15 protein-coding genes are annotated in these 10,002 nt (G+C 51.4%); 1 reads left to right on the forward strand and 14 read right to left on the reverse strand.

The features are described 5' to 3' along the window. From INT21_RS12140 to INT21_RS20785, 9 genes are all read right to left on the reverse strand, one after another. A partial coding sequence (locus INT21_RS12140) for a DEAD/DEAH box helicase (RefSeq protein ID WP_193085256.1) occupies nt 1-870 on the reverse strand: 870 nt, incomplete at its 3' end. Then, nucleotides 867-1,412: a hypothetical protein gene (locus INT21_RS12145; protein ID WP_193085257.1), complete on the reverse strand. Its 546-nt coding sequence runs from the start codon at nt 1,410-1,412 to the stop codon at nt 867-869. The genes INT21_RS12140 and INT21_RS12145, both read right to left, overlap by 4 nt. Further along, entirely contained in the window at nt 1,409-1,618 is a 210-nt protein-coding gene (locus INT21_RS12150) for a hypothetical protein (RefSeq protein WP_193085258.1), read from the reverse strand. The genes INT21_RS12145 and INT21_RS12150 overlap by 4 nt, the downstream gene beginning before the upstream one ends. A 580-nt stretch (nt 1,619-2,198) precedes the next feature. After that, nucleotides 2,199-2,558 carry a hypothetical protein gene (locus INT21_RS12155; RefSeq protein ID WP_193085259.1) on the reverse strand — a complete coding sequence of 120 codons (360 nt, stop codon included), beginning with the start codon at nt 2,556-2,558 and terminating at the stop codon, nt 2,199-2,201. A 25-nt stretch (nt 2,559-2,583) separates the two neighbouring features. Further along, the gene (locus INT21_RS12160; RefSeq protein ID WP_193085260.1) at nt 2,584-3,048 is read right to left on the reverse strand and encodes a hypothetical protein; all 465 of its coding nucleotides are present in this window, start codon (nt 3,046-3,048) and stop codon (nt 2,584-2,586) included. A gap of 136 nt (nt 3,049-3,184) precedes the next feature. After that, nucleotides 3,185-3,958: a ribonuclease H family protein gene (locus INT21_RS12165; protein ID WP_193085261.1), complete on the reverse strand. Its 774-nt coding sequence runs from the start codon at nt 3,956-3,958 to the stop codon at nt 3,185-3,187. Between the two features lie 332 nt (nt 3,959-4,290). Further along, nucleotides 4,291-5,001 carry a Sir2 family NAD-dependent protein deacetylase gene (locus tag INT21_RS12170; protein WP_193085262.1) on the reverse strand — a complete coding sequence of 237 codons (711 nt, stop codon included), beginning with the start codon at nt 4,999-5,001 and terminating at the stop codon, nt 4,291-4,293. A 217-nt stretch (nt 5,002-5,218) separates the two neighbouring features. After that, on the reverse strand, nt 5,219-5,416 hold the full coding sequence (locus tag INT21_RS12175; protein ID WP_193085268.1) for a transposase: 198 nt from the start codon (nt 5,414-5,416) through the stop codon (nt 5,219-5,221). Between the two features lie 70 nt (nt 5,417-5,486). Beyond that, nucleotides 5,487-5,729, reverse strand: a complete 243-nt coding sequence (locus INT21_RS20785) for a helix-turn-helix transcriptional regulator (RefSeq protein WP_446719047.1) — start codon at nt 5,727-5,729, stop codon at nt 5,487-5,489. An 89-nt stretch (nt 5,730-5,818) separates the two neighbouring features. On the opposite strand from INT21_RS20785, the gene mobI reads away from it, so the two are divergent. Continuing rightward, nucleotides 5,819-6,154 carry a conjugative transfer protein MobI(A/C) gene (gene mobI, locus INT21_RS20790; protein WP_446719048.1) on the forward strand — a complete coding sequence of 112 codons (336 nt, stop codon included), beginning with the start codon at nt 5,819-5,821 and terminating at the stop codon, nt 6,152-6,154. Nucleotides 6,155-6,375: 221 nt separating this feature from the next. On the opposite strand, the gene INT21_RS12185 is transcribed toward mobI, so the two are convergent. The 5 genes from INT21_RS12185 to INT21_RS12205 form a co-directional block, all read right to left on the reverse strand. Then, nucleotides 6,376-7,062, reverse strand: coding sequence for a DUF4236 domain-containing protein (locus INT21_RS12185; protein WP_193085263.1), 687 nt, complete (start codon nt 7,060-7,062; stop codon nt 6,376-6,378). Between the two features lie 28 nt (nt 7,063-7,090). Continuing rightward, nucleotides 7,091-7,612: a hypothetical protein gene (locus tag INT21_RS12190; RefSeq protein ID WP_193085264.1), complete on the reverse strand. Its 522-nt coding sequence runs from the start codon at nt 7,610-7,612 to the stop codon at nt 7,091-7,093. A gap of 326 nt (nt 7,613-7,938) precedes the next feature. Further along, a complete protein-coding gene (locus INT21_RS12195) occupies nt 7,939-8,448 on the reverse strand; it encodes a hypothetical protein (protein ID WP_193085265.1) in 510 nt (169 codons plus the stop codon). A gap of 120 nt (nt 8,449-8,568) precedes the next feature. Next, nucleotides 8,569-8,730, reverse strand: coding sequence for a hypothetical protein (locus INT21_RS12200; RefSeq protein WP_193085266.1), 162 nt, complete (start codon nt 8,728-8,730; stop codon nt 8,569-8,571). Nucleotides 8,731-9,361: 631 nt separating this feature from the next. Continuing rightward, nucleotides 9,362-9,568, reverse strand: a complete 207-nt coding sequence (locus tag INT21_RS12205; RefSeq protein ID WP_193085267.1) for a hypothetical protein — start codon at nt 9,566-9,568, stop codon at nt 9,362-9,364. Nucleotides 9,569-10,002: the final 434 nt, after the last annotated feature.

Genomic DNA, 10,002 nt, shown 5'->3' on the forward strand with positions numbered 1-10,002 from the left:
AACTCGCCGTAGCGCTGTCAACTTGGCCACGCCCTGTGTGAGCACGTAGTTCATCGGTGCGTCGTGACGCAATAGATCTGCATAGCCCACACCGGAGTGGCGTAGCAGGCGCGGAATGCTAGAAAACTGCTTCTGCTGAGGCGGTTTTTTATGCTTTGTATGCGTCAGCGTGAGCTGAATATGGCGGTTATCAATCAGATGAATATAAGGCAGCCGGCACACACCGTCTTGTACGGCTTCTTGCAGCGTATAGACAAAATCCGGCACCAAGCGCTGTTTGAGTGATGTTTCGTTGATTTCTTCGTCATCACAAGGTACATCGAGATAACGCAGCAGCGGTAGACAGTGGCCATCGGTACGCCAGGGCGTACCCGATAATGCGAGCGTGTATCGCATATAGCGCTCTAACAGTAGCAACGCGCGTCCCCACTCGTTTGACCCTTGCTGGGTAGCAAGCAGTCGCCCGGCATGATGGCTCTCATCCCAGATCAACAACACACGAGACTGTGCCCCCAGCTGCTGCAACATTCGCAAACACTGACGTAACGACTGATACGTATAACAACCTCCCCGTGCGCCCAAGCCACCGTTCATAGCATATCCGGTAACCTCGGCCAGGGTCTCTTCTGCTCGGTTTACCACTTCCGTACTGGGGCCTAGGTACAGTACATAATCGATCTCATCACGCTGCAGCAGTTGATCCGCTAACACCGCCGCCATGAGCATCTTCCCCGCCCCAGGTGTCGCCTGGCAGAGAAAGTGTGGTTGTTTGGGAGATAGCTGAGCAAGCGCTTTGGTAAGGCAGCGCTGCTGCCAATCACGAAGGGGGGGACGTTGCGCCGAGTGAGCCGGCTTGTCGCGCGCGATCATGCCTCATCCCCCACCTCGGCTAGCATTTGTTGCACTTTGGCGTAGGCCTTTAGCTTTTCGCCCAACGCGCGTGCCTGCGCCTTTTCCTCTTCGAAAACTGATGAAATTTTATCCCGCGCATCAGGGTATTTATCCGCGATTTCCTGTAGCGCCTGGAGCTGAAGATGGCTGGCCTCCATCTTCGCACGCAGCTGTTCACTATCACGGCGAAGCTGTGCGACCAGGCATGACGCATTGTACGAATCGCTAGTCGTCGCGATGGTCGTACCATTTTTCTGGCTTACCGCGGCTACTTGCCGAAATACCTTTCGGCGCTTGCCTTCAATGCCAACTTGCTCAATGACACCGTGCTTTTCGCGCGTGTTGATTTGATCTTGCACGTACAAGCGTAAACGCTTGGAGGTAACATCCGCTAAATCCGGGTGTTTACTCAGATGATTACGGAGTTCGCAAACCGTAAATGTCTCGCCGTCGCTAGCTTTTGCTTGCAGCAAGGCTTCTAGCGGCGCAGCCGCAACAGGGTGGACGTGTTGGCGGTTCATGAGCGCACCTCCAGCACGGCGAAAGAGCACGTTGACGCCGCCGCTTTAGCGTCCAATGCGTGGGCCTTTTGCATGTGATGCTGATAACGCTGATAACGAACGCGGAGGCTATGATCAGAGAAGAGTGCAGCACGTGCCATAGCACGGTGGGCTGCAGCGCGGCCAGCAAGGCTACGTTTTGTAAGACAAGACAGACGTGTTGCCATAGATAGGACTCCTTTGTGATAAAGAGCCACTCCCATCGCTGCTAAACAATGGAGGCGGCGGCACGCGGGTTAGCAGACCGGCCACAAAGGAAACCGGCGCACCGAAGTGCCCCACGCACCGCCGCCATAACAGCAACAAAAAAGCGCCATTACTAAGTGACGGCGCTTGTGCGCCTTTGTGGTTCTAGGCTGCTAAACCCAGGCTACAGATTTTGCTGCAGCGTTTTTAGATTACCTTGACAATAAAATGCTGTAAACCCTTAGCTATGTTGGTATCTGATGTTGGTGCGATTTAAAATGCGCTGCAAGCAGATTGTCTCCCTAAAGCAAGATGTCAGCCAACGTATCAAGGTGTTGGGTTGGGGTAGAGCTGTTCTTTGTAGGCACGTTTTTAACACTGGAAAATATCAAGGGGTTGCGGCGACAACAATTTAGCACCGCGTTGCGATGCGCGCTTATATCGCCGCCCACATGTGGGCGATGCTTTACGCGCTGTGTGGTAAACGATTAGTGAGGCCGTTATCTTCCAACTATCGCGGCCACGCCTGGCGCAGCAGTTGCATGCCAACGGGTTAAATAATCACCCTCCCCTGAGAACCGACAATAAATCCGCGTAGGCCTGTTCAGATTTTTCTGCCTCTTTATTAGCACCGTCAATCGCACGATCGACATCATTATTTGCCTTATAAAGATCTCTCTGGATGGTCTTTTCGATACGCAACTGGCCCGAAAAATCACCGTCCGCTAAGGCCTTGTAAGCTGCTTTCGACTCATCGCGAAGGCGACTCGCCCGCTCCCTGGCTCGCGCTTCCTCAGCGCGCTTGCCCTCAACTTTATTGACTGACGACGACAACCTTTGGGCCGCCGACAAGATCTTTTTATAGTTAGCCAATGCCTGGGGTAAACTGATAACACCCTTATTTGATACGCTATTTTGCATAGTTCACTCCGATGCCGTTTGATACTCAGTTGGAAGGAGTGATGATGCTGAGTAGTTCCTTGTAAGCGTCCTGTGATTTTTCTGTTTCCTCGCGGGCGCTCTCCACGGCCTTATCGAGTCTCTTGAGCGATTTCAGCAAGTCTTTCTGAACATCTTCAAAAGAGCGTGCATCCGGTGTTTCCCGCTTTGCGAGGCGAGCTTCAAAAGCACCATTCGCTTCTTTTTGAAGCGCCCTTGCACTCTGTTCGGCCTCTTCTTCTTCTTGACGGTTTTTCTCCAGCTTCTTTGCGGCTGAAGCCAGTAATTTCGCGGCCTCTAGGATATCGTCTACCCGCGGGGCGATTTCCTCCAAAGAAGCAGCGGGATACTCGACTTGATCAGCGAGTGGTTGAAACGGAGCGACACTATCCTTGTGCAATACGCTAGCCGTGTGGGTTTCTTCGCTGGCGCTTTCGTCAAAGCCAGCGTTATCAGCTTGTAGATGATTCATTTGTATACTCTCTTTGTATCAGCCCCTAACGGGGCTATTCTGAAAATCGACACAACCGGATGCTCAACACATCGGGCAGCTTGACGCGTGGATAGCCCCACCGTCACACCGTGAGCAAACTTCCATCTGTCTCTTCTTACCCCCGCTGTAAGCGAAGGATCTCTTCGGCATTCAGTGTGCCTTGGTATTTCACAAACGCGCCCTGCCGTTCGAGAGAGGCTTTCATCGCCATGCGGTCGGCCAACTCGTTACCCTCAATCCCCGCATGCGCTTTGACGTGCACCAATTCGATGGCGTGACCAATATCGCAGTAGAGGTTATAGGCGGCTTCTACAATGACCTGGTTCTTGACCGGCTCATTGTTTGGCCGCCGCCATCCACGCTTTTTCCACCCGCTCGCCCACTGACTGATGCACTTGATCGCATACTGCGAATCGGCGCGGATGCGCACGCTCTTACCTTCGGAAAGGGCCGTTTTGGCAAGGGATAGCGATTCTTGCAGCGCCAGCAGCTCGGCGGTGTTGTTGGTACCCATCGGGGCAAAGTGACCGTAGTACAGGTCGCTCAGCACGCCTTGGTGGTAAACCACCACGCCGGAACCGGAGGGACCAGGGTTAGGGTCGCATGCCCCATCGCAGAAAATCTCGACATCGACGGCGCTCTGGGTCGTCTGAGCGGGAGCCTTTGGCTTTTTCGCGGCAGGCTTTTTAGCGGGGAGGCTGGCACTTGCCTTTGGGGCCGGCGCCTTGGCCGTTTTGGCAAACGCCTGTAGGGCTATTTCCTGGCTTGGGAAGAACTTATAACGCGCCGAGGGAAACCCTTTTACCTCGCGCTCACACTCGGCCCAGGTCGTATAGATCCCCGGCGTCCGCCCTACCCAAACGACATACCACTTCCTCGCCTTTGCCATTACGTGCTCTCTGCTTATGCTGTGGGTTGTGATGGATGATGTTTGTCGAGCCAGCGACGGTAGTGCTTGCAAGACGTACCAACTCGCCCCGCTATGGAGAGCCAAGAACCCTCTGACGATTCATTCACAGAATAGAATCGCGGATTCTTATCACTCTCACGCGCTCTGTTGCCAGAGCATGGAGAGCAACCGGGGTTCGCGGTGCATGAGTCATGCGTTTTGTAGTATCGGCAGGACGATCTCAATGACCAAGTGCAACAGGCTTTTAGCTGCACAATAATCCTTGTTGTGGCAATCACATGACCACGCCCTCAGGCGCGACACAGCCCATATTACCAGCGCTGCCCGTCAAGCCAGGCCGCTACAATGTCCGGCACAATACAATCCGCTTCTTTATGAATAATGCGATAGCTGTAGGGTCTATCCGCCACATCGAAGTGAGGGTTTACGATCAGCTTTTCCGCCCTATACCTGCCCTTTTTGGGCAGCTTCGCTGCTGGGTCAACCTGCAGCGAAGTTCCGATTACCAGCACCTTGGCTGCCGTCTTAAAATGTCGACCAGCCTCTGAGTACTGCATAACCTGCTCCCCAAACCAGACCACATGTGGCCGTAATTCATGCCCATCGGGACATGTGTCACCTAAATGCTGTGGGCTGATGCCGATATCCGATACCAACGCATGCTGACCACAACATCTCACTTTTCTAAGCTCTCCGTGCAAATGAATGACATCACGAGACCCGGCGCGCTCATGTAAGTCATCAACGTTTTGGGTGATCACGACAACTTCGTACTTTTGCTCAAGCCGTGCAATAGCGAGATGAGCCAGTGTCGGTTGTGCCTTGCCAGCACACTCTCGGCGCCAGTTATAATACTCTATAACTTCTTTCCGGCGCCTATTCCAGGCGTGGGGTGAAGCTAACTGCTCATGCAGCCCAACCGTCCTTAAACCACTGTTACGAAACGCCTCTAGCCCACTACTGACACTAATACCGGCACCGGTAAACACAACGATTTTGTTTGGGTTTATAGCAGGTTTCATGCGACATCCTTGTATCTACAGATAGTGCCAAGAATCGTTTCAAGAACCATCCTAACCACAAATTGCGACATTTAATGTCGCAAGAAACCACTATTATTTGGCCACCCACTCCACACCTAGATGACGCTAACTGATGCACCCTTTGAGAACAAACTCACTAGCGGCAAACTTCACTGCCTTGATATCCCACTTTGCCCGACGCATTTGTGCTAGGCACCTATACAAAAATACGATATTTGCTGCCATAGCCTAACAGCACCTCATGCACATGATGCCTTAAAGAATGAAAGCTCTCATAAGCCGTTAGTGGCAACCACTGATGCCTTACCTTGCGCCAGAGAATCTCAATCAGGTTAAATTCTGGTGAATAGGATGAAAGGTAGACTACATAAACCCGATGGTTTAGCCAGAGGATAAAGTGCTCGAGGAAAAAAGCCCCTTACAGAAGCTGCAAGGGGCAATGTAAAAAAGGTCTTAAAAGCTATTCAATGCTTTCTTTTGGCTAGATTAAAAGCAGGAGAACCACTTGGTAGCGTTCTCTCCCACGCGACAAGCACAGATAACCGCCACCGTACAGCTCGAGGTCCAATTCTGATCGGAGGTGGTATGACCCCATCTTTGATCCAGCGCCACACAGTTGAACGTGAAATTTTATAACGTTTACAAATACATAGGTCAGTAAGATATCGGTCTTCTTTTTCAACTATGCTCATTAGAAAAACACTCATGGTTGTGAACTCATGAGCAGATTACGTAAAGTCAAGTCGGAAAGCGGGCAATAAGACCCACAAAATTGCACCGCAAATGAAAATTTTCCATTTTACAGGATGTTTTTCGTAATCGTTTTCAAAAAGCCCGAGGTACTAAAGCTAAGCCAAAGCTCTACGCTAAACGTGTGGCCAGAACAGGACGACACCATTACACAGCTGCTGACCTAAAGTTCGCGCTTCCTTGGGAACAGGAAATACTTACCGTTTTGGAAAATAAGCTCATGTCAGACATACGCAAAACCTTCTTCCACTTAGCACAATCTCGTCGCAGCCTTAACCTGGCACAAAAAGTCAATCCTAATCATCACATAAAACTGAAGGACGTTATTGAACGTCTTGAAAAAGGTGATCCAAATTTATCGTGGTTAAATGAATATCAATAATCAAAAACGGCAGAGAATCAGAAAGTAACGGACCGGTGAACTCATCTACCGCAAAGGCTCGATGGTAGGTGTCCATCTATTGTTAAGTAAGTAAGCACCTAACCGTGACTACCCTGTTCGGCGACAATTAGGATGGCCGACCGGACAAGTTAGTTGACGCCTAACACTACCCCCAAGCACCGAACGTGAGATCCGCAAATGTCGCCGCTATATGCCTGAGTTTAGAGCCAGGATTGTGACAACGGGCCTGCAGGACGATCGTTCAGGTCGCCCCCCCAGGCACGATAGTCATTATTAAACTGCGTCTGGCGACGTGTGTTATCGGCCTCGTGTTGACGGCGTGCCGGTGGCCATAGCGCTTTCCACCATGAAAGAGGTATCGGCGTGGGCGGAGTGGGTGCCGGCTCAGCAAAATGGCGTGGGGTGTAGCCACGGCAGTGAGGAGATGGGGTATCGTGGTGCAGCTGCCCTAAGCGCACGATGTCCGCGTTTAATTCATCGCAGAGTGTCTTGAGTTGTGCACGAATAGCATCACGTGCATGGCGGCGCAGCCAACGTACGTCCTGGTCGCTGAGCGGGGTGTCGTCTTCAAATAGGTAGCGCACGTTGCCGTCTTTCTTAACCGACAGCTGAAGCCCTAGCGACTCACCTTGCCCAATGCGCGCTTCTAGCGTTGTTGGGGTTGAGTGGGCACTTGCTTGCTCTTTTGAAGAAGCTCGCCGAGATGACGACAGCTGGGTGCGATAGGCCAGCCCTGTTCCAGGAAGTCCGGCATGCGCATGGATACCTCGTGGCCCCATGCTGACACTTGCATCACGCGGGCCGACAGAAAGGCCCACACCACGCTTGCTGATATTCAGGCGCACGCCGGGCACTAGCGAAATACGACGTTGAAAGCGAAAAGCCATCGACACTCCTTAAAGTAGGAAGCTTACGTCATTGGTTCACGCGTCGTTGATCACGCTTACCCACGACACAGTACCAGCGCGCCTCTTCTTCTTGCCGCCGTTTAATCGCCGCCTGCATAGCTTCTTCTGAGGTCGCATAGCGGGAGCGTGACGTGCCGTAACTGAACTGAGCGCTGCGTTTTTTGCGTGAACCGTCGGGCATCAACTCATACCAAGCCGCTACCCAGAGTGTTGTTCCCGTGGGGCGCTCATAATGGTAAACGCCCGTTATCGGGCCAGCGGGTCGTTCACGATTTCGCGCGACGGAGCGTGCATCCACTAGCAACAACTCCTTCCAGCGGCGTATCCCCCAAATCTCTCTGCCGCGCTGGTCTCGATACGCAAGGCAACGCTCAAAGGTATCGTACTCACTGGCTAAGCGCGGAATCGACTTGGTTTCGGGTTTCCCCGACGGGCGTGGCACGCGCACCATGGGGTTGCTGTGGCTCTTTGGCCACGATACGTATTTGGTACTTTCCCATAGCTGGGGTAATGATAACGGTGCTCTCATTCTTACTCGTGACTTATTGTTGATTAACAAAGCATCTCTAAGCACGCATTAATCTGATCTGCCGCTTAGCTCTCTAGCGTTATCTATTTGCACCTACTGCCCTTTCATAGCCCCCAGATAATGTAATGCCACTTCCCATTGAGATGCTTAACTTGCGTTCAGCCACGTGCCCGTCAATGGCCGTGCATGCCAACCCTATATCTTGCTTGGTGCTTTCCGTTGCCGGATTGACCCCGGGAATCCCGCCGCAGCCAACACCGAGTTAAAAGTGAGCGTTGAAATCGGTACACCCAGACAGACTAGCAAAGCAGTGTTACCTTTTGTGATTAGTCCTGGGATCCATATCGACGCCTGACTCCTTCGTTGATTAATTTTTCAACAAGCACCGTCGGCGTTATATGAGCTGCACGGCTCAACCACTCAAGGTGGTGTGCACACTCAGCGTTAAGTGTCAGTGTTAAAGGACACTCGGCAGTCTTTGTTATTACTGCGTTAGCGTTAGGCTGATCCAACCAGCTTGTGATTTGACGCAACGTCCGCTCAGAAAGACCACGTAGCAGGTTCGGATGACCTTGCGTAAAAGCACCTTCTTGATAGGCTTGTTCCACATCATCGTGACTATGCAGACCTAACTCTTCAAGCAGGATTCGGGTGCTGCTCGATAAGCCATGCCACCAGGGCTTGGCTGTCGCTGCCGGTAGCTGACGTTGGTACTTAGCGATCATCTGCGAGATACGGTCATCGCTCGTATGCAAGCGCTCAGCAATATGTTCAAGGCTATATCCCTGTAGGGAGAGCCCATAGGAAGCGCGAGGTGTCTCATGGGAGCTAGTCATAAAGCCGTCCTTGGCAGAGAACATATGTCGACGTGGTCTAAGGAAGATGAGACCCGTAGGACAAGATACCGCGTCTGCTTATCCTTAGCCACCCGCGCGTCCGCTATCTAAAAGCTATTGTTATTCGCGAAGTAGCGTTTGCGCGACGGCCCCACAGCCTGACTCACCATCGCGAGTGTTCACACCGTCAAAGAGGTGTTGGACACGTTCGCTATTATGGCGCATCCAATCAAGCTCGTCTTTTTTGGGTTCATGCTCTTCATAGCTGAAGCCATAAAGCATTGCGTTTTAGTCATTAGCTGTGGAGGTAATTTGAATGTGCAGCTAATTGCTCAATAGGCCTGAATCATCCATGCCCATCTTGGCGCGTTTTTCACGCTGTACGTAGAACAGCTACAGACGTTTTTTAGGGCATTTGAAAAAACGTCTCAAAACGTCTTTTTAATTACTAGCGTATACGTGAAACGCACCTTTTCAAACCTCAGAGAAACTGTTTCAGATGCCCCCTCTTTTTAAACGTCTCTAGCCGTCTATTGGTATCTCTGAAAAGACAGCTAGAGGCGTTTCTTATCATCAAGCGCTCGGAGTCATTTTCTTGTTCCACCAGAAAACGCCTGCAGCCGTTCTTTTACGCGCCCTTAAAACGCCTAATCTAGACGAGACCACACATCGGTGATGCGTTTCATCGGGAAGGGCTCGCTCGAATGAGCTTCAATACTTTATCGGCTACCCAAATGTCGTAAGCCTGATGCCAGATCTTTTCTCGGTGCCTGTGTGTTCGACCTTGGCAGGACTCCCGGTGCAGACCGACACAACAAAAAAGCCAAGTTTTCTTATCATAGCTGCCCAAAATGAAGATTCTGCCAAGGTTAAACACCAAATCGCAGAGAGAGCGACGCGTACTCGGCTGCTGTTAGTAATCGGTTACGTCAGAGTCGATGTGGGTCTCACCGTCGACGTGAACAAGGCACTCTCGTAGATCCACGCTGGGGGTGATCACAGCAGTTTTGTTGATGAAATCCCAGTTACTGCTGCCCTCCCAAAAGTCATAGCGCTGACCTTTCACCATAATGTTGTCATCTTCGTTGAGTTCAAGGCTGTGGACATCGACAAAGGGCATGTTCGCTACACCAACGCCCACATAGACCTTCCGGAGTGTGCCCGGACATAACAACAATTCAGGTCTCTCTTGGCGTACCGATCATTTTTTCTTGGAAGATCTGCTCGCACCCAGTATTCGTCAGCGTATCAAGCTGAAGTTCAGGGCGCTGACCCTTGCGTAACCCATGATCATAAGAAAAGGCACCTTATCTGTTCATAGATAGCAGGACGGGTTTCTGGTCATCAAAACAAGCAGATTGAGGATTTTCGGTAGGCACTTTGGTAACGTCCAACAAACGGTTGTTTGTTCTTTATGCTGTGCTTGACTAAATTCTACTCTATATATCTGAAAGGGAATAAAAACTTGTTGTCATGTAGTCGGTGATGGTGATGGTGATGGTGATGGTGATGATCTGGCAACAGTTTTCCGGACACTTTTTTAAGCGGCTGCAC

It is taken from the genome of Halomonas sp. 3F2F, from assembly GCF_014897805.1.
In the GTDB taxonomy this organism is placed as follows: Bacteria; Pseudomonadota; Gammaproteobacteria; order Pseudomonadales; family Halomonadaceae; genus Vreelandella.

Bases quoted from the DNA above. Each gene is read 5' to 3' on its own strand.
- INT21_RS12145 (WP_193085257.1), bottom strand. From the start codon at position 1,412: ATGAACCGCCAACACGTCCACCCTGTTGCGGCTGCGCCGCTAGAAGCC.
- INT21_RS12150 (WP_193085258.1), bottom strand. From the start codon at position 1,618: ATGGCAACACGTCTGTCTTGTCTTACAAAACGTAGCCTTGCTGGCCGC.
- INT21_RS12155 (WP_193085259.1), bottom strand. From the start codon at position 2,558: ATGCAAAATAGCGTATCAAATAAGGGTGTTATCAGTTTACCCCAGGCA.
- INT21_RS12160 (WP_193085260.1), bottom strand. From the start codon at position 3,048: ATGAATCATCTACAAGCTGATAACGCTGGCTTTGACGAAAGCGCCAGC.
- INT21_RS12165 (WP_193085261.1), bottom strand. From the start codon at position 3,958: ATGGCAAAGGCGAGGAAGTGGTATGTCGTTTGGGTAGGGCGGACGCCG.
- INT21_RS12170 (WP_193085262.1), bottom strand. From the start codon at position 5,001: ATGAAACCTGCTATAAACCCAAACAAAATCGTTGTGTTTACCGGTGCC.
- INT21_RS20785 (WP_446719047.1), bottom strand. From the start codon at position 5,729: ATGAGTGTTTTTCTAATGAGCATAGTTGAAAAAGAAGACCGATATCTT.
- INT21_RS12185 (WP_193085263.1), bottom strand. From the start codon at position 7,062: ATGGCTTTTCGCTTTCAACGTCGTATTTCGCTAGTGCCCGGCGTGCGC.
- INT21_RS12190 (WP_193085264.1), bottom strand. From the start codon at position 7,612: ATGAGAGCACCGTTATCATTACCCCAGCTATGGGAAAGTACCAAATAC.
- INT21_RS12195 (WP_193085265.1), bottom strand. From the start codon at position 8,448: ATGACTAGCTCCCATGAGACACCTCGCGCTTCCTATGGGCTCTCCCTA.
- INT21_RS12200 (WP_193085266.1), bottom strand. From the start codon at position 8,730: ATGCTTTATGGCTTCAGCTATGAAGAGCATGAACCCAAAAAAGACGAG.
- INT21_RS12205 (WP_193085267.1), bottom strand. From the start codon at position 9,568: ATGCCCTTTGTCGATGTCCACAGCCTTGAACTCAACGAAGATGACAAC.